Here is a 20,803-nt window from a genome sequence, read left to right as displayed (position 1 = left end):
TTATATTAATGTTGTGGTTTTAAAGCAATTTGTGCCATTAACTCAGCTTCTGCTACTAATTTTCCATTAGCGTATGCATTAGCTTGCATATGACAAATTCCTCTACGAATAGGTGTAATTAAATCACATTTAAAAAGTAGTGTATCTCCTGGCAAAACTTTATGTTTAAATTTTACATTATCCATCTTCATGAAATATGTCAAGTAATTTTCTGGATCTGGAACTGTACTTAATACTAATATACCTCCTGTTTGTGCCATAGCTTCAACAATTAAAACACCTGGCATAACCGGAGCTTCTGGAAAATGTCCTACGAAGAAATTTTCATTCATAGTCACATTTTTCATACCCACCACATGATTTTCAGACATTTCAATAATTCTGTCAATCAATAAAAATGGAGGTCTATGAGGTAAAACCGACATGATTTTATGAATATCCATCAGTGGTTCTTGGTGCAAATCATAACTAGGAACAAAATTACGTTGCTCTATTTTAATGATTTTTGCCATCTTTTTTGCAAATTGAGTATTTACAAAATGTCCTGGTTTATTAGCTATAATTTTTCCTTGAATTTTCGTTCCAATCAAAGCCAAATCACCTACAACATCGAGAAGTTTGTGTCTTGCTGCTTCATTTGGATAATGCAATGTCAAATTATCTAAAATTCCGTTTGGCTTTACATTTAATGAATCTTTACCAAATGAAACTTTTAATTTTTCCATTGTACTAGCAGATATGTCTTTATCTACATAAACAATAGCATTATTTAAATCTCCACCTTTGATTAAACCATTGTCTAATAACGACTCTAATTCATGTAAGAAGCTAAACGTTCTTGAATTTGCGATTTCAGTCTTGAAATCATCCATATTTTTTAAAGTAGCATTTTGAGTACCTAAAATTTTAGTACCAAAATCTACCATAGTGGTTATACTATAAGAATCACTAGGCATAACTAAAATTTCACTTCCCGAGGCTTCATCCGTAAATGAGATAACTTCTTTTACTACATATACGTTTCTCTTTGTATTTTGTTCTTCAACTCCGGCTTTTTCCAAAGCTTCAACAAAATACTTAGATGAACCATCCATAATAGGTAATTCTGAAGCATTTAGCTCCACAATAACATTATCTAAATCACAACCTACCAGTGCTGCTAATACATGCTCTGGAGTCTGAATTTTTACGCCTAATTTTTCCAAATTAGTACCCCTTTGTGTATTTACTACATAATTTGCATCTGCTTCAACTACAGGATGTCCTTCTAGATCAACTCTAACAAAAGTGAAACCGTTGTTTACTGGAGCAGGTTTAAAAGTCATGCTGACTTCTTTACCTGTATGTAATCCAACCCCAGTTAGGGATATTTCTGCCTTGATGGTCTTCTGTTTAACCATTATTTCTATTTTTTGTGTTTAATATTTCTTTCTTCAACTCTTCAATTTCTGTTATTATCTTTGGTAAATTTTTGAAATGAACATATGATTTACTAAAATCATTATATCCAAATGTTGGACTACCTTGCAGTATTTCGTTATCTTTTATATTTCTCGTAACACCTGATTGTGCTTGGATACGAACATTGTTACCTATGATCAAATGACCTGTAATTCCTACTTGACCGCCTATCATTCCATTTTTACCAATTTTGGTAGATCCTGCAATTCCGGTCTGAGCGGCAATTACTGTATTCTCACCGATCTCTACATTATGCGCTACTTGAATTTGATTGTCAAGTTTTACACCTTTTCTTATTATGGTAGAACCCATTGTAGCTCTATCAATTGTAGTAGCAGCTCCAATTTCAACATCATCTTCAATAATAACATTACCTATCTGAGGAATTTTCTTGAACGATCCGTCAGCATTTGGTGCAAAACCAAAACCATCCGAACCTATCACTACACCAGAATGTATCTTACATTTATTACCAATTTCGGTTTCAGAATATATTTTAACACCAGGATAAAGCGTCACTTCACTTCCAATTTTCACATTGTCTCCAATATAGCAGTTAGGATAGATCTTAACATTATCGCCTATTGTAACATTTGTACCAATATAACTAAAACTTCCTAAATAAAAATTATCACCGTAGATCACTCCTTCTGAGATAGCTACAGGATTTTCTATTCCGTTCTTTAGACCTTTTACTTGGTCGTAAAATTCAAGTAATTTTGTAAAGGACAAATAAGCATCCTCTACTTTTATCAATGTTGTATTTATTTTACTTTCTGGCTCGAAGTTTTTGTTGACAATAGTTATGGTTGCTTCTGTAGTATAAATAAAGTGATTGTATTTTGGATTGGACAGAAATGTTAGTGATCCATCTTTCCCTTCTTCAATTTTTGACAATTGATGAACTTCAGCATTCGGATTACCAACTACTTCTCCTTCTAAAATATCCGCTATTTGTTCTGCTGTAAATTTCATTATGATTTAATTACTTCTTCTTAACCTTAATAACTATAATAGTATTAAAAAATCGATTGTATTATTGATTTCGACAAAAATATAAAAAAAAAGATCTTAAATCTTGATTTGTTCGAGTTGTTTTGGGAAACAAATATAGTATTTCGTAACTAGCTTTGATAATGATTTCAAGTTCAGTTGATCTGCAGATTCAAAAACATCCTCTACAGAGCGATCTTTTTTAAGTATTCGAATAGGTTCTGCTTCTTTACTGTAAGCCTGATTTTTAATTTTACCTTTAAAAATAAAATAGCTTGTATCCGCCATACTCAAGTTATGCTCGGCAGCAAATTTCTCTTTAAATTGCTCGAGATCATCAACGGTAGGTTTATCACTAGACAATTTTATTTTTGGTAGATCGCGATTAATAATCATCTTACTTAAAGTTGATAATATATAATCATCATTATACTGCCAAGCTTTTAAAGCGCTTATTATATCAAAATCATCTAATTGTGAAAACAACTGCAAGTTTTTGGAATCGAAAGATTCTAAGTCAATTTTATTTTTCATAAAGAATTGTAACGGCATGCTGCAAGGTAAATCAATCCCTTTACTCGTTAAGTCTTTCGCACGTTTGAGTACTTTAGTCAACGTTAGTTCGGCCGCCAAACTAGTTTTATGTAAATAGGCTTGCCAATACATTAATCGTCTTGACATCAAAAATTTCTCAACAGAATAGATACCCTTTTCCTCAATAACTAGATAATCGTCGACTACATTCATCATTTGAATCAGTCGTTCTGAATTGACGTTACCTTCCGCTACCCCCGAGTAAAAGCTATCTCTTTTTAGATAATCCATTCGATCCATATCCAATTGGCTTGAAATCAACTGTAACATGAACTTTCTATCGTATTCCCCCTTAAAAATTTGAATAGCAAGATCAAGTTTACCATCAAACTCAGCATTCAGCTTTTCCATAAACAGTAAAGAGATTTGTTCATGATGAACATCTTCTACAATAGTTTTTTCCATCGTGTGTGAAAAGGGACCATGTCCTATATCATGAAGCAAAATAGCTATGTACAGTGCATTTTCCTCCTCTGCTGAAATTTCAACTCCTTTGAAACGCAAAACATCTACCGCTTTCTGCATCAAATGCATACAACCTAAAGCATGATGAAATCGAGTGTGGTGTGCTCCCGGGTAAACAAGATAAGACAATCCCATCTGTGTTATTCTACGAAGACGTTGAAAATAGGGATGCTGAATTAAATCATATATTAAAGCGTTGGGTATTGATATGAACCCATAAATTGGGTCGTTGAATATTTTTAATTTATTGATGTTACTCACAATCGTAATGTTTTGGTCAACAAATATAGTTAAATTTCATTTTAGTACCTATCGTAAAAATAGTATGCTTTTATTAATCAATTCTTAATTATTAGTAGGTTTCATTGCATTAAAATTAACGCTTTTAAAATTAACAATTTTTTATGGTTCTAATGGTTCGGTGTTTTACGAACCAATTGTACTTTTGCATAAAAAATCACAAATGGAAGACATTCAAAAAGAAAGAGCTGAGATGATTGAGCTGTTTGGAATTCATTTCGAATCTCTTTATCAAATTCCACCTCTAGCGGCTCGAATACTAGGCGTTTTAATTGTAGATGGCTGTAAATCTGGTTTAACCTTTGAAGCTTTGATAGAAAAGTTATCAGCCAGTAAAAGCTCCATCTCTACCAACTTAAAACTACTATTGAGCATGGATAAAGTATTTTACTTTACTGTAAGTGGTGATCGAAAGAAATATTATAAATCGGCTCCATTAAGCGATAGATTAAGTAATTACATGAAGATGATTGAGGCTGAGAGTAATATCATTAATAGAATGCATGATTACCGTCTTAAAACAGCTTCTTGTTCAGAAGAAATTTGTAATCTTGAAAATATCATTTCGTACAAAAATCACTTGCATAAAATAGAGAAAACTTTTGAACAAACGATTGCAGAATTTAAGAAAATCGAAATTAAGAATCATAGTCATCTACAAATAAATAATTAATTAAAAACAAGTAAAATAATCTAAAATGAGAAAGAGATATATCATAAGTGCATTTGTATTATCACTGAGCTTACTATCCTGCAAAAAGGAAGAAACAGCTGCTGCTCCAACTGTAATGCCTTATAAAGTCGTTGCCGTAGAAGCATCAAATACTACTTTATTGGCTGAGTATCCTGCTTCATTAGAAGGAATAACAGATATCGATATTCGTGCTAAAGTAGATGGTTACATCGAGAAAATTTATGTACAAGAAGGTGAGCAGGTCAAAAAGGGACAGCTTCTTTTTAAACTTGAGACTCAAACAGCCAACCAAGAAGCTAGTGCTTCTAAAGCTAATATTACAGCTGCACAAGTTGAAGTAAACAGATTAAAGCCATTGGTTGATAGAAATATCATTAGCGATGTGCAATTAGCCACGGCAAAAGCAAATTTAGCTAGTGCAAAAAGTATGTACCAAGGTATTCTAGCTAAGATTAATTATGCTTCTATAAAGAGTCCTGTTAATGGTATTGTTGGTAGTTTACCTTTGCGAATAGGAAGTTATGTAAGTAGTCAAACGGCAGAACCTTTAACTAGAATTTCTGATGTGAGTACTGTTTTCGCCTATTTTTCTATTAATGAAAAGCAACAGCTAGACATTATGATGAATGCTAAAGGAAAATCTTTTCAAGATAAAGTTGACAATATGCCAGCTGTAAATTTAGTACTAAGCAACGGTCAAGTATACGAGCAAAAAGGTAAGATTCAAACATTTAGCGGACAAGCTAATATGCAAACTGGATCATTTAATGTGAGAGCAAGTTTTCCTAACGCTAATAAATTATTACGTTCTGGAGGAAGTGGTGTTGTACAAATCCCAACAGACTTAGAAGATGTTATCATCATTCCACAAAATGCGACATTAGAAATGCAAGACAAGCGTATAGCATTAATTGTAGATAAAGATAGTAAAGTAAAAGCAGTGCCTATCGTAGTACGTCCTATCCCAGGAGGCCGTTTTTATGTTGTAGACAGCGGATTAAATGTGAATGATAAAGTTCTAATTGAAGGTGTAGGAATTGTAGCCGAAGGAACTCAAATCAAACCAGAAGTAGTTGATTATAAAGCAACAATTAATCCTACGACAAAATAATTGACAATTTAACTATTGCGTAAATAAAAATATATGTTTCAAAAATTTATTGACAGGCCGGTATTGTCAACGGTGATTTCTGTAATCATCTTAATATTAGGAGCGATTGGATTAGTTTCCCTTCCTGTTTCACAATACCCAGAAATTGCACCACCAACAGTTACTGTTGCTGCAAGTTACCAAGGAGCAAGTGCTGAAGTTGTAATGAGCTCGGTAGTAATTCCGTTGGAAGAACAAATTAATGGTGTAGAGGACATGACTTACATGACTTCAACATCAAATAATGATGGTTCAGCAACTATAAACATTTACTTTAAATTAGGTACAAATGCCGATTTAGCAGCGGTAAACGTTCAAAATAGAGTGTCACGTGCGACACCATTGCTACCGCAAGAGGTAACGCAAGCCGGAGTTACTACTTCAAAAAGACAGAGTGATAACATCTTAATCTTCTCATTATATAGTGAGAATCCTGATTATGATATGACATTTCTTCAAAATTACGCTAATATCAATATCTTACCCAAAATTAAGAGGGTTGCAGGTGTAGGAGAAGCAGTAATTTTTGGTCAAAAAGATTATTCTATGCGTATCTGGTTAAAGCCAGATGTTATGGGCGCTTATGGGTTGATACCTTCTGATATCACTGCTTTGCTAGCGGAACAAAATATTGAAGCAGCTCCTGGACAATTGGGAGAGAATAGCAATCAGTCTTTTCAATATACTTTAAAATACAAAGGTCGTTTACAGGACACTAAAGAATTTGAAAATATCATTGTTCGTGCTACAGATAATGGTGAAATTTTGAAATTAGGTGACGTTGCAAGAGTTGAATTAGGAGCAGTAAATTATGCTGGTAATACACTTACAAACGGTAATCAATCTGTGGCTATTGCTATTGCGCAAACTGCGGGTTCAAATGCACAAGAGGTAATTGAAGGCGCTTTAAAAGTTTTAGATAATTCAAAAGTAAACTTTCCTAAGGGAGTTAATTACACAACTTTAATTAATGCAAATGACTTTTTGGAAGAATCCATTACCAAGGTTATTCATACACTTATTGAAGCATTTATACTAGTATTTATAGTTGTTTTCATCTTTTTACAGGATTGGAGATCTACATTAATCCCAGCGATATCTGTACCTGTAGCAATTTTGGGAACATTCTTTTTCTTAAGTGTCTTTGGTTTTACCATTAACCTTTTAACATTGTTTGCTCTGGTCCTTGCCGTGGGAATTGTTGTCGATGATGCGATTGTTGTCGTCGAGGCCGTCCATGCAAAAATGGAAGCTGGTGAACATGATCCTAAAAAAGCGGCTCATAGTGCAATGGGTGATATTAGTAGTGCTATTATTTCGATTACATTAGTAATGTCAGCAGTTTTTATACCAGTATCTTTTATCAGTGGATCGGCTGGGGTTTTCTATAAACAATTTGGTTTAACACTGGCTGTTTCGATCGTACTTTCGGCAATTAACGCCTTAACATTATCACCAGCATTGTGTGCTATTTTCTTAAAGCCACATGATAATGCAAAGAAAACAGGATTCTTAGATCGTTTTTACACTGCGTTTAATGTTGGTTTTGACACAACTACTCAAAAATACAAAAGGTCAGTTGAATTTTTCATCAAGCGTAAATGGTTAGCATTTGCTGGTATTGCTATTTTTGCTGGATTATTTATTTTATTATTAAATATCACTCCAAAAGCATTTGTACCTGGTGAAGATACGGGAGCAATTATTTCTGATGTATCTCTTCCTCCTGGAACTTCTTTAGAAAATACTGAGAAAGTATTACTCGAAATCGAAAATAAAATTAAAGACATTCCTGAAATAAAAGAAGTATTACGTATCTCAGGACGTAGTTTGATAAGTGGTACAGGTAGTAATTACGGAATGGTAATTGTAAAATTGAAAACTTGGGCCGAACGTAAGGATGCTAATCAAGAGATTTCAATGATTGTTGGCGAATTATTTAAACGAACTGCAGCTGTAAAAAGTGCCAAAGTACTTTATTTTGCGCGCCCTACCCTAGTTGGTTTTGGATTTACAAATGGTTTTGAAATGCAACTACAAGATCAAAAAGGTGGAACCATACAAGAATTAAGTGATGTGAATAATAAGTTCTTAGCGGAGTTGAACAGCCGTCCAGAAATAAAATATGCTGCTACTTCTTTCTCTCCAAATTATCCACAGTATCGTATTGATCTGAATGTTGCAGCTATTAAAAGATCAGGATTAACTGTAAGTGATGTTTTAGGAACAATGCAAGGTTATTACGGTGGTGTGTATGCTTCCAATTTTAATAAATTCGGAAAACAGTATCGCGTTGTTTACCAATCCGAACCTGAATTTAGAGCTGATGCAGAATCTTTAAACAAAGTAAAAGTTAGAAACGACCAAGGTATTATGGCTCCGATCTCACAATATGTGACTTTGGTAAAAGTATTTGGACCGCAAGCAATTGAACGTTTTAACTTATTTACGTCAGTCAAAGTGACGGGTGCTCCTAATGAAGGATTTAGTTCTGGAGATGCGATTAAAGCTGTAGAAGAAGTAGCTGCTCAAAAACTTCCTATTGGTTACGGTTATGAATTCTCAGGTATGACGCGTGAAGAAATTAGTGCTGGTGGACAAACTTTGTACATTTTCTTATTGTGTTTGGTATTTGTTTATTTTTTACTAGCAGCACAGTACGAAAGTTATATGCTACCATTTGCAGTATTAATCTCATTACCAATTGGATTGGCAGGAGCGTATATTTTTGCTTTCTTATTTAATGTTAGTAATAATATATACTTACAAATTACATTAATTATGCTTATTGGATTACTGGCTAAGAATGCTATTTTGATAGTGGAATTCTCAGTCGACGCAAGAAAGAAAGGCTTAAGTGTCGCACAAGCGGCTGTACAAGGTGCTGTTTCTAGACTTCGTCCTATCTTGATGACTTCATTTGCATTTATCTTCGGGCTATTACCTCTTATGTTGGCTCAAGGAGCTGGAGCAGTTGGTAATAAATCGATTGGTACAGGAGCTATTGGAGGAATGTTAATAGGTACATTATTAGGAGTATTTGTTATTCCTGTATTGTTTATAGTTTTCCAAAACTTACAAGAAAAGATTTCACCATTAGTATTTGATACTACAAACGAATCAGATGTTCCATATTTAGAGAAAGAAAATGAAAAATAACATATATAAAATAGGGGTATTAGTCGCGACTACTACCCTAATGCAATCTTGCTTTGTCGCAAAGGATTATAAACGACCTGATGTTAAAACTATTGATCTTTATAGAACGGAGCAAACTTCGACAGATTCGCTATCGATGGCCAATGTGAGTTGGGATAAAATCTTTGTTGACCCATTATTGCAAGGTTATATTAAAAAAGGTTTGGAGAATAATCTGGATGTTCGCATTGCCATGCAAAATATATCAGCAGCCGAATCATTGATGTTGCAAGGAAAAGCGGGTTACTTTCCTACTCTTAGCGTGTCAAGTGATTGGACGCATACCGAGTTGTCAAGAAATAGTCAATTTGGAGCTATTGTTGCTAATAGAAGTGTTGATCAATATCAATTGTACGGAAGTCTTTCTTGGGAAGCAGATATCTGGGGAAAAATAAGAAGTAATAGCCGAGGAACTCAAGCTACTTACCTACAGACGCAAGCTGCTAATCAAGCGATAAAAACGCAACTTATTGCATCTATTGCTTCAACCTATTATCAATTATTGACTATTGATGAGCAAATAAAGATTGCTGAGACCACTTTATTAAATAGAGATAAAAGTATTGAAACTATTCTCGAACTTAAAAAAGCAGGATTGGTTACTGAAGTTGGAGTTAAACAAACAGAAGCACAGAAATATGCAACTGAGTTAATTCTTGCCGATTTAAAGAATAGTACTATTCTTTTAGAAAACTCTCTTAGTGCACTTTTGGGTCAAGGTTCTAAAAACATAGAGCGCGGTAGCTTTGATTCTTATCCATTACAGCCTGAACTTTCTGTTGGTGTTGCTACAAATTTGTTGCGCAATAGACCAGATGTGATCGCAGCAGAATACAATTTGATTAACAATTTTGAAATGACAAATGTTGCCAAAAGCAGCTTTTATCCTTCGTTAAAGGTTACAGCTACTTCGGGATTACAAACCATAGATATTCAAAAATGGTTTAGCGCCAATTCAATTTTCGCTAGTATAATCACTGGTTTGACGCAACCTATCTTTAATCAGAGACAAATTAAGACGAAGTACGAAATTGCGAAGGCTAATCAAGAAAAAGCTTATTTACAATTTGAACAATCGTTATTAACTGCAGGTAAAGAAGTATCAGACGCTTTAGCTCAGTATAAAAATGAGTCTTATAAGTTGACAGTTAGAGAAAAGCAAGTAGAGGCATTAACAAAAGCATCTAGTTTCTCTGAAGAATTATTGACTTATGGTTTGGCTAATTACTTGGAGGTTTTAACATCAAAAAATGATGCTTTGAATGCAAAACTAAATCTTGCAGACAATAGATACCAACAGTACAAATCAGTAATACAATTGTACAGAGCCTTAGGTGGTGGATGGCAATAAGTAATAATTTCGTATATGAAATTATAATTGGTTGATTAATTTAAAAAGCCACTAAGTACTGCACTTAGTGGCTTTTGTTTTGTAAATGGGAGCAGAAAATATAATTATGGAAGAAGTCCTCTCCTGCTATTCACTATATCTTTATGACAAAAAAAGTCATAAAGGATGCCGTTTCTATCAGGGCTATTGAGAACAATTTATTTTCAATATATTATTTTACAAATCCATTGATTAATAACTGATGTACTATAAACACGTTTAATTTAAATGTAAAAAATATTTATTGAGTAAAAGTTCCAACTCATTTTTGTTGATGGGCTTAGTTATATAATCATTCGATCCTGCTGAGATTGCTTTTTCGCGATCACCTGTTAATCCAAATGCAGACTGTGTTATAATTACTATTTCGTTGTTCAGTTTTCGAATCTCTTTGATTGCTTCATAACCATTCATTACTGGCATTTGTACATCCATTAAAATTAAATCAAAATTAGAATTAGCTCTAAAACTTTCAACAGCTTCCAATCCGTTTTTAACCTCTATAATTTCTTTACCAAATTCCTTGACCGATTTTGAAATTAATTTTCGAGAAATCGCATCATCATCTGCTATCAAAATCTTCAATTTAGATAGTAAAGAAGTACCATTTTTAATTTCAACATTTTCGATAATGGGTAAAGTAACATTAACTTCTTTTTTTTGTGAATTGAGAGGCAGTGTGAAATAAAATGTGGAACCAAGTCCTTCACCGCTTTCTAACCAAATCGTTCCACCAAGTAAATTAACAAAAGCTTTCGCTATAGCCAATCCTAATCCAGCACCGTGTCTAGCTTCGATATTAGCGATGTCAACTTGAATAAATCGTTCAAATATCGCCAAGTGCCTGTCAACAGGAATTCCGATTCCAGTATCCTTCACAAAAAACTCTACCCTATCTTCTTTAATTTGATAACCAAATTCTACAGATCCTTCGTCAGTGTATTTAATTGCATTTTTGACTAAATTGGTCAAAATAGCATAAAGTTTTTCTGGATCTGTATTTAGATAAAGTGCGTCAAAATGCTGGCTGTTGTACGACAATTGAATTGATTTTTCTTCGGCATCTAATTTTAAAAGTTCAAAAATATAACTTACTTTTTCATTTATATCAACTTCTTGCAAACTGATCTCCATCATTCCAGATTCAATCTTGGAGATGTCTATGATTTCCGAAATTAGATTCAGCATACGAGCACCACTCACTTGTATGAGCTTTATATATTCTTTTTGTTCTTCTTTACCTAATCCAGGTTGGCTTAGAAGAGATGAAAACCCTAAAATTCCATTCATGGGTGTTCGAATTTCATGACTCATATTGGCTAAAAATGCCGATTTTAATCGATCACTTTCAACAGCTTGCTCTTTTGCTTTAATTAATTCATCAAATATTGTTTTCTTCTCAGTAATATCAGATTTAATAGCTAAATAATGTGTTATTTCTCCATCTTCATTTTTTATAGAAGAGATAGCAGCTTGCTCCCAATACATAGATCCATCTTTGCGTTTATTTTGAAATTCACCCCTCCATTCCTTTCCTGATCTAATTGTTTCCCAGAGGTTATTGTACTCTTCTGATGATGTATAACCTGACTTTAAAATATTTAAATTTCTACCTACAATTTCATCTAAGGTATACCCTGTAATTTCTGTGAATTTGGGATTTATATATTCCACATTACCCAAAGTATCTGTGATTTCGATAAGAGAAGGACTTTGCTCTACTGCACTCGAAAGTTTTATCAATTTGTCTGATATTATTTTACGATCTGATATATCTCTCGTTACTCCAAGTATACCAATCGCATTTTTATTTTCGTCCAGAATTAATGAAGCTTTAACTTCAGTCCATATTGTTGTCTTATCCTTTCTATACATTTCTAACTCCACTGCATTTATCAAACATTCTTTCTTATTTGCTGAAAGTTCATTTGTTTGTAACCTACCCATAAGTTTGGATAATTTAAGGTAAGATGAAGGAGTCAGAACATCTACTATATTTTGCTTAATAGCTTCTTCTGGAGTGTAACCTCTTAATGTTTTTACGGCAGGACTTATGTAGGTATAATTAAGCTGCATGTCTAATGTAAATATAATATCTCCAGCATTATCTGCCAAGAGACGGTATTTGGATTCACTTTCTAACTGAGCTTTATTTCTCTCTTTTAATTCGTAATGTTGATAAGAGTTAATGATAATAGATGGTAACTTAATTAAATAATTATCATTCTTAGTAATGTAATCATTGGCTCCTAATTTTAAAGCTTGAACTGCCAATTCTTCATTTCCTTGGCCGGTAACTATGATTATAGGAATCTTAAGCTTTAATTGCTGCCTTACCGTTTTAATTAACTCCATTGCATCCATACCTGGTAATTTATAATCCATCAAAATAATTTTATATTTTTCTGGATTATCTAATTGCAGCTCACGTAGGGCTTCATCCGATGACATCACTGGAGAGATATGTATAAAAGGAGCATGTTGGGCAAGATGGCGTAACGTAAAGTCTATGTCTGCCGCATGATGTTCTATGTATAAAACTTCTATTATCTCTGCTCTACTACTTATATTTTCTTTAAAATTTGAAATTGCTTGATAAATAGCTTCTGGTAAATTTGCAATATAATCAGTTCGTTTTACTATATAATCTTCTGCTCCAGACTTTAAAGCTGTGACAGCAATTTCTTCATCGCCTGCACCCGTCAACATGATAACCGGAAATTGAAAATCCTTTTGTCTTATTTCCATCAATATTTCAAGACCGTTACCGTCTGTAAGATTCACATCAAGGAGTGCAATATCAAATATAATATTTGAATCAAGTAAAACTCTAGCTTCCGATAGTGAGGACGCATGTTTAATACTAACATTGGGAAGTAGACGCGACAGACCAATGGTAGTCAATTCTGCATCTGATAAATTATCCTCAAGTAATAATATTTTCATACAAATATGGTTTATAGTAATAGTAATTTATACCGTTATGTTGGTTAGCCTCCAATACAGGTCTATATGTCCTACAATATCTAAGAATTTTTCAAAACTTACAGGTTTTACAATATAAGAATTAACTCCTAATTCATAGGCTGTTTTTAAATCTGATGATTCAGAGGAAGTTGTTAAAATAACAACCGGAATCGTTTTAAATTCGGGATGTGATTTCAGCTTTTTTAAAACCTCCAAACCATTTATTTTAGGCATGTTTAGATCTAGTAAAATAATAATAGGTTTCAATTCTCCATTTTCCCATTTTTTAAAATAAGTCAAGGCTTCTTCCCCATCTCTGGCAACTTGAATTGGATTTGAAATTTTCTTTGAAGCAAAAGCTCGTAAAGTAAGATCTATATCGATTGGATTATCTTCTACTAATAAAATCGGGCTTATACTATTATCTGAATTCATAGTTATTTAATTTTTTGGTATTTCAATATAAAAAGTCGCACCTGCGTTAGGAGTACTTTCTGCCCAAGCTTTTCCTTTCATTCTATGCATCGCCTTATTTACTAATGCTAATCCTATTCCCGTACCTGGAAAATCTTCTATACGTTGCAAGCGTTGGAAAATTTCAAATATTTTATGGTGGTATTTCATCTCAAATCCAATGCCATTATCGTTAACAGCAATGATCCAAGATAATTCTTTTTCTTCTAACTCTATTACAATCATCGGATTAGTTTTACCCTTGGTGAACTTTATAGCGTTTTCAACTAAATTACGAATAGCCATTGCCAATCCTTTTGCATCGGCTTGTATTTCTACATCCTGAATTTTTACATCAATACTAAAATTAGTCGTTTCATTACTATAACTTGTAAGCACAGTGTTCACTAGTTCTTTGATTTTTACTTTACCAATTGTTAATTGGCTTCGTTCTAATCGAGAATACTCCAAAAGATCATCTATTATTTGATTCATTTGTAATGTCGAACTTCGAATTTTATCTATAAAAGATTGCGCTTCTGTATTCAGTTCTGGTTTATAAATATCTGCCAATAGCTTACTATATCCGTCGATCCCTCTTAAAGGAGCTTTTAAATCGTGCGAAACTGAATATGTAAATGTTTCAAGTTCCTTATTTATAGCTTCAAGTTGGACAGTACGAAGTCTTACCTTCTCTTCAAGTTCATTATTAAGACTTATAATTTCTTTTTCAGCTTTTTTTCTTTGGGTGATATCATTAATAATACTCAAAAACAACGTGTGATCATTAATGTCAACTATGCAAGCAGAGATTAAGTAATCAGCTATTTGTCCCGATTTCTTTAGAAACTGAACCTCCATTTCATTTACAGACTCATTATTTTTTAGCTTAGCGATAAAAGTATCCTTCTCATCACAGTTAACCCATGTCGTGCAGTTATTTTTGCTACATTCCAAAAATTCTTCTCTTGTATATCCCAGTGTTTCAATAACGCGATCGTTTACTTCTAAGACTTGACCATCCAGTGTACTAAGCGAAACCATATAAGGACTTAATCGAAACGTTTTTTCGAATTTTTCCTCAGAAAGTTTTAGTGCTTCTTCAATTAATTTTCTCTTTGTAATATCAATACTTAATCCTGATGCACCTGTGATTATGTCATCTTCAAAAATGGGATTTAAGGTAGTTTGTAAATATCGTACATCATTATCAATCGCAATTTTAAATTCAAATGTACTACTTACGCCCCCAAAAGTCGTTTTAAATTTTGGAATCCAAAAAGCAGCTTCTTCAGCAGATAAATTTGCGATGGAACTCATTCCTTTTTTTAACTTAATATCATATTTTGTATTTATAATATTTTCAAAGGTATTATTGAAAATGATATAGTTATAATTTCGATCTATAGAATAAATCGAATCTTCTCTATTATCAATCATAGACTTCAAATTAGCTGCAGTTTCTTTAAGTGCTTGTTCTGCCAACTTTAACTCGGTAATATCTCTAGTGATAATTAGAAGATGCGGAATATTATTTAATTTTACAACTGCCGCAGACACTAGACCAGTGGTTGTAACAGTACTATTTTTAGGTTTAAATTGCGCTTCAAAGTTCTCGATTTTACCGTATTTATTTATAGTTGAAATCATGTGATCTCGATCATTCAAATCATTCCAAATATTAATATCTTCATAAGTTTGCCCAATAATTTCTGCCCTTGAATAACCAGTTTTTTGCAGAAAATTTTCATTAACATCAATGTATTTACCATTATCAATTTGCGTAATTGTAACTACATCTGGACTTGTCAAAAAGATTTGCTTGAATTTTTCCTCACTTTCAATTAAGGCTTTCTTTGCCTTTTTTTGCTCGGTAATATCATGAGAATTATAAAGAATATATACACATTTGTCATTCTCATCCATTACTGGATTTAAGGTAATTTCGGCAGTATAATTATTTCCGTTAATGTCTACGTTTTCTGTGTAGTGAAGTGATTTTTTAGTGAATGCCACTTTCTCATAATTTTTGATCGTATCATTATAAAATATTTCATTCAAGCCAATGGCATCATTTAAAACACGTACAGATTTACCAATGAAGAAATCAAAATCTAACATGACTCCATTAGCTTTAAGGGCATCTATATATGGTTTGTTTATTATGTCCACTTGAAACTCGTTATTATCGTGAACACTCACTAATAGCTGAAGATCTGTGTGATTATTAAAAATAACAGATAACTTTTTTTCACTATCCTGCAAGGTTTTTTCAGCTATTTTACGTTCAGATATATCTCTAATTATATTCAGGTAACGATTATCACCCACCATTTTGGAGCTTAATTCTGTCGGGACATAACTACCATCTTTTTTGCGCAAGCGATATTGAGAACAAACCGTCTCGCCCAACTGAAGTCGATCTACTGTTTGCTTATAATCTTTGCAGTTAAAATCTTCGGGATGTATAAGATTGTGACCATTGAGCACTATTAATTCTTCACGTGAATATTCTAGTATATCACAGATTTTATTATTTAACTCTAAAATATCACTATGCTCGTTAAACACTGCAATTCCGTCTGCCGAATTGTCAAATAAACTTTTATACTTATATTCACTTCTTACAAGTGCTTCTTCTGCTCTTTTCTTTGTTGTAATGTCTGTTGAGATACCTCCCACCCCTTGAATTAAACCTTGTTTATCATATAATGGAAATTTCTGAGAGATATAAAAATGTTTTCCATCAGCTTCCATATTTTCTTCTTCAATCACAATTGATTTTTGCAATCGAATAACTTCTAGATCATTATTCCGATGCTGATCTGCAATTGTCTGAGGCATGATTTCATCTCGGAATTTGCCAATAATATCTTTCGAATTTACTTGAAAAATTTCTCCAAATTCATTATTTATAAGCATTAATTTGCCTTCAAGATCAAATGCATAAATTAATGCAGGACTATTATCTAAAATATCTTCTAGAAGCATCTTTTTTTTAGATAATTCAGTGTTAATTCTGACTTGATTCGATTGTTTAATGGCAATTTCAAAAATGCACTGAAGAGCTTCTAATAAAAAACTTAACATGTTTTTTATATCACTCAAAGAAAATACTGGAACTGAAGCAACATCATTTAAAAATCGTTCAGTTTTAAATTTATATATATTTGCTTCTTCTGCGAACAGGGTAATATCCGGCTGTTCGAAAAAAAAGTATCCAGCATGGAGATCAAAATAATGCTCTCCTTCAATAATAATCGGAATAGAAAGTTCGGCTAAGCCATTTATATTTTTTGAAATTTTATAGTTATCTAATTTCTCAAATGTTAATATAATATCTGTAGTCCAATTTGATGTTTGTTTATTTTGAAGGTAATAATCCTTATGTAGTTTTCTCCAATTATAATGGGATAATATAACGTCTTCGCTATTTATTATAGCTACCGCTAAACCATTAGTTTTTGTAAAACGTTTTAGTAGTTCATCTATTTTTTTGAAGTCGAAAGATTTGAATGACGCATTTCTCATAAAACATTATACTTAAAGAGATTCTTAAAAATAATCATTTTTAGGTCAACTAACGTAAAAATAACGATTAATATCTTACTTTAAACAATATTTTATTGAAGCGTAAAAAAACTAAAGTTATCGTTTCTTTATTAACCAAAATTTTCTAGATACGGTTCCCAACTATAATCGTTAAATTGAATTTTATAATTATTATTTTCTAATTCCAAAATATGATTAAGTAATTTTTGAATACCTTTAATACCGCCAAAATCACCGCGATACCAGTGTAATAATTTTGATGTTTTCAGTATTTGTTCTTTTTCATTCACAGTGGTTTCAGATATGATAAACGAATGCATAGCTTCATTAAGCTGAGAATGCAGCGCATCCACTTTATAGAAGGCAATCGGAGGGCAACTTTTTGCTCCACAATTTAATGCAAAGTGAATACGGTAATCTAAATCCTCAACGGCTAGATCATGAATTAATCTAGATGAAAATGGATTTCCAAAATAGCCAAAACTCCATTTCCATCTGTTTTTTCTTAGAATACCATGTTCGATATCATCGAGGCTAAATCTATTATTAGCAATTATAACTTCACTTAAAGAAAAAATTTTCTTACGAACAATTGATCGATTTGCAAATATTTGGAAATAAGCGTTGTAAATATTGATCCAAAAAGTTTTCTTCGCTTTGTCTGAACTCAACTCTAATTTTAATTGTTCAAAATCGAGATTGCTCAGCTGCAATACTTCATCTTCGGTATTTTTATTCATTTTTACATTCAGTAATAATTTTCCCGAAAGTACCGTATATCTATTTAAATTTTCCATTATTAAAATTTTGATAAGAATTTGTAAAACTAAATTCTTGATTATAATTAAAATAATAGACTAATAACTAGATACTTCCTGACAAAACGGCTTAAAAATTAACAGAAATATAGTGAAGCTGAAATAGAATATTTAAGTTTATAATTTACAAACCTACAATTGCTTGACGCACATTATTACTTAGGTGACTACTATTAGCTATAGGTAAACTCAACATTAAATCATCATATGGAATAATTTTGGAAATAATTTTGGTTTGCAAAAATTGAATTTCAGCATCTGTCAATTTTATCGCTTTTATAGGAAAGAAAAATAATCGAGCAAATTTTAATTTCAGCATATATTTATAAATAAGACAGCACATTACTATATTTAAAGCAAATAGAAATGTGTGTAAAATTGGGTTATAAGCTTCTAAATCAAACATGGTACCGTAGACATCTCTAATGAATATATGATATGCTAAAATGAAAAAACTAGCTTTCGAGCAGTAGGTTAAAACCAAACTTAAAAATGGAATTTTCTCTATATATTTAGATAAATATAGAACTGTAAATATTCCTAAAATAGATAATAGTAACAGATAATGATAATTGAATATCAAAAAATACATATCAAAATGAATGTCTAATTGGAAGTAAATTAAAATACAGCACGAAATTATGAAGAAAATTGGGAACATAATCATTTTCGAATTAAAGAAAAAAGCATTCCCATTTAAAAACTGACTAGAAAATTTCTTGAATGTAAACCCAAGTAATAAGTAGGTGAAAAATATTGGTGTATGTTGAATATTATAAAAATTAATTTTCACATTACTTAAGAACACTAATAATATAGATAATAAGATATAAAAATAATAATTAGTTGGTGTATTTAAATTTAAGTTAGCTAATGCTCCTTTAAAAACCATCTGTCCAAAAAACAAAGCGGCTATAAACCAGAACGCACCAATCATCATAAAGTCACCAAATTTAAAGACTCTCAAAAATGTTTTTATTTGATCAAATATTCCTATAATTGTTATATGATCTGTGCTAATTGTGTAGAGTAGGATATTTAGTAATAGTATACTAATCATAAAACTTAACAAAGGTTTTATTAAACTGTCAACCTTACTCTGGAAAAACATTTTATAACATAGTTTATCTGTAAAGAGATATCCCGAAATAAAAATAAACAACGGCATTTTGATAATCATAGCTATTTTTTGAAAACTAACTAGTGCAGGATAAATATCCTTAAACTGATAGTGGCTTATCGTCATTAATATAATGCTAATCCCTTTTGCAATATCAAAGATTTGAACACGTTTTTTATTTTCTACCATCATAGTTTATCTTTAATTATTATACCTAAAAATTTCGCTTACAAAACTATGTCTACTCTGTATTTATTCTTTACGGTTTTCCGTAACCGGTGCATATTGTTTTAATTTTTTTTTATGGCATTAGCCTTACTTAGATTTAGATTTAAGAATATCAATTACATTAGCAATTCTCAATTTGATTTTTGAATACCGTTTGCTCGTTATCTTGACGATTTTATACTTGCAATAGTTTAGAGTATTATATTTGTAAACCTTTACTATTTCAAGTGTTAATCAAATTTGATGATTTAACAACTATAGATAATTGCTTAAATGAAGATTTTATGTTAAAAAAATTAGTATCTTGCTCTTTGATTACTTTATTTATGTCTAGCTGTGTTTCTCAAAAAAGAGAAATAATTAAACTTGAAGGAAAATCACAGGGCACTACCTATCACATAATATATATGTCTAAAGATGGCATTCGATATAAAAAACAGATAGATTCCCTTTTAACAGTTGTTGATAATTCTATGTCAACTTGGGTTCCTAATTCCATTATTTCTAGAATAAATAATAATGAAGAGAATGTCATAGTTGACAACTATTTTAAGACGGTTTTCAATAAGTCATTCGATGTATCAAATAAAACAGAAGGGAATTTTGATATTACGGTCGGACCTTTAATTAATTCTTGGGGATTTGGACCTACTACCAATAACGCATTAGCAAGTACTAAAGTTGATAGTTTGATTCAACTAGTTGATTATAAAAAAGTAACGTTAAAGAATAATGTTGTCATTAAAGAAAATCCGTCTATTAAAATTGACTTTAATGCAATAGCACAGGGATATTCTGTAGATGTGATAGCCGACTTCTTTGACAAAAAAAAGGTAAGAAACTATTTGGTCGAACTTGGCGGTGAGATAATAGGAAAAGGTAAAAAAAATGGTGAAGAATGGAAAGTTGGTATTGATCAACCAAATGAAAAAGGGGTGTCTGAAGGACAACTAGAGGCAATCATAAACTTAGATAATAAAGCGTTAGCTACTTCAGGTAATTATCGAAAATATTATGTTAAAGGCGATCAAAAATTTTCACATATTATTGATCCTAAAACAGGTTACCCTGCAAAACATAATTTATTAAGTACTACAGTAATAGCAAAGGATGGAATTACAGCAGATGCATATGCCACTGCTTTTATGGTAATGGGATTAAAAAAATCTAAAGTTTTTTTAGAAAAAAACAAGAAATTAAATTTAGAAGTCTTTTTCATCTATGATGAAAATGGTAAATGGAAAACTTTCACCTCACAGGGTTTAAAAAAACGTCTTATAGAACTCCCTAAAAAATTATAGCCCATTTTTAAAAATAGGTCTTTATTTATATTACGCCATTGTCAAAGATTTTCTGTTTTACTATTTCAGGACGGGACAGTTATTATATAAAAAAAGCTGCTTGAATAATTTCAAGCAGC

The 20,803-nt window shown here is 31.9% G+C and carries 13 protein-coding genes; 5 read left to right on the top strand and 8 right to left on the bottom strand.

What is annotated here, in order from left to right; all coding sequences use genetic code 11:
• Positions 1-5: 5 nt before the first annotated feature.
• From LXH21_RS09470 to LXH21_RS09460, 3 genes are all read right to left on the bottom strand, one after another.
• Complete coding sequence (locus LXH21_RS09470; protein ID WP_239865140.1) at positions 6-1,400, bottom strand: bifunctional UDP-3-O-[3-hydroxymyristoyl] N-acetylglucosamine deacetylase/3-hydroxyacyl-ACP dehydratase; 1,395 nt, start codon at positions 1,398-1,400, stop codon at positions 6-8.
• A complete protein-coding gene (lpxD, locus tag LXH21_RS09465; protein ID WP_239865138.1) occupies positions 1,393-2,436 on the bottom strand; it encodes a UDP-3-O-(3-hydroxymyristoyl)glucosamine N-acyltransferase in 1,044 nt (347 codons plus the stop codon). Before lpxD ends, LXH21_RS09470 begins: the two co-directional genes overlap by 8 nt.
• A 96-nt stretch (positions 2,437-2,532) precedes the next feature.
• Positions 2,533-3,774, bottom strand: coding sequence for an HD domain-containing protein (locus tag LXH21_RS09460; RefSeq protein ID WP_239865136.1), 1,242 nt, complete (start codon positions 3,772-3,774; stop codon positions 2,533-2,535).
• Positions 3,775-3,976: 202 nt separating this feature from the next.
• On the opposite strand from LXH21_RS09460, the gene LXH21_RS09455 reads away from it, so the two are divergent.
• From LXH21_RS09455 to LXH21_RS09440, 4 genes are read left to right on the top strand one after another with little or no spacing between them, the layout of a single operon-like run.
• Complete coding sequence (locus LXH21_RS09455; RefSeq protein WP_239865134.1) at positions 3,977-4,486, top strand: GbsR/MarR family transcriptional regulator; 510 nt, start codon at positions 3,977-3,979, stop codon at positions 4,484-4,486.
• Positions 4,487-4,511: 25 nt separating this feature from the next.
• Positions 4,512-5,618, top strand: a complete 1,107-nt coding sequence (locus tag LXH21_RS09450; RefSeq protein ID WP_239865133.1) for an efflux RND transporter periplasmic adaptor subunit — start codon at positions 4,512-4,514, stop codon at positions 5,616-5,618.
• Positions 5,619-5,651: 33 nt separating this feature from the next.
• Positions 5,652-8,816: an efflux RND transporter permease subunit gene (locus LXH21_RS09445; protein ID WP_239865131.1), complete on the top strand. Its 3,165-nt coding sequence runs from the start codon at positions 5,652-5,654 to the stop codon at positions 8,814-8,816.
• Positions 8,806-10,206 carry an efflux transporter outer membrane subunit gene (locus LXH21_RS09440; RefSeq protein WP_239865129.1) on the top strand — a complete coding sequence of 467 codons (1,401 nt, stop codon included), beginning with the start codon at positions 8,806-8,808 and terminating at the stop codon, positions 10,204-10,206. Before LXH21_RS09445 ends, LXH21_RS09440 begins: the two co-directional genes overlap by 11 nt.
• A 258-nt stretch (positions 10,207-10,464) precedes the next feature.
• Here LXH21_RS09440 and LXH21_RS09435 read toward each other — a convergent pair whose 3' ends face one another.
• The 5 genes from LXH21_RS09435 to LXH21_RS09415 form a co-directional block, all read right to left on the bottom strand.
• Positions 10,465-13,191 (bottom strand): response regulator, encoded by a 2,727-nt coding sequence (locus LXH21_RS09435; RefSeq protein WP_239865127.1) that lies wholly within the window; start codon positions 13,189-13,191, stop codon positions 10,465-10,467.
• Between the two features lie 27 nt (positions 13,192-13,218).
• Complete coding sequence (locus LXH21_RS09430; RefSeq protein ID WP_239865125.1) at positions 13,219-13,647, bottom strand: response regulator; 429 nt, start codon at positions 13,645-13,647, stop codon at positions 13,219-13,221.
• 6 nt (positions 13,648-13,653) lie between these two features.
• Positions 13,654-17,196: a PAS domain S-box protein gene (locus tag LXH21_RS09425; RefSeq protein ID WP_239865118.1), complete on the bottom strand. Its 3,543-nt coding sequence runs from the start codon at positions 17,194-17,196 to the stop codon at positions 13,654-13,656.
• 131 nt (positions 17,197-17,327) lie between these two features.
• Entirely contained in the window at positions 17,328-18,014 is a 687-nt protein-coding gene (locus LXH21_RS09420; protein WP_239865116.1) for a DUF547 domain-containing protein, read from the bottom strand.
• Between the two features lie 145 nt (positions 18,015-18,159).
• Positions 18,160-19,347, bottom strand: coding sequence for an acyltransferase family protein (locus LXH21_RS09415; protein ID WP_239865114.1), 1,188 nt, complete (start codon positions 19,345-19,347; stop codon positions 18,160-18,162).
• A 320-nt stretch (positions 19,348-19,667) separates the two neighbouring features.
• On the opposite strand from LXH21_RS09415, the gene LXH21_RS09410 reads away from it, so the two are divergent.
• Positions 19,668-20,684, top strand: a complete 1,017-nt coding sequence (locus tag LXH21_RS09410; protein WP_239865112.1) for an FAD:protein FMN transferase — start codon at positions 19,668-19,670, stop codon at positions 20,682-20,684.
• Positions 20,685-20,803: the final 119 nt, after the last annotated feature.

The sequence above is a fragment of the Flavobacterium algicola genome (genome assembly GCF_022399565.1).
Lineage (GTDB): Bacteria > Bacteroidota > Bacteroidia > Flavobacteriales > Flavobacteriaceae > Flavobacterium > Flavobacterium algicola.
Note: the sequence above shows the minus strand (reverse complement) of the source record. Positions and strands in the feature narration are given on the sequence as shown.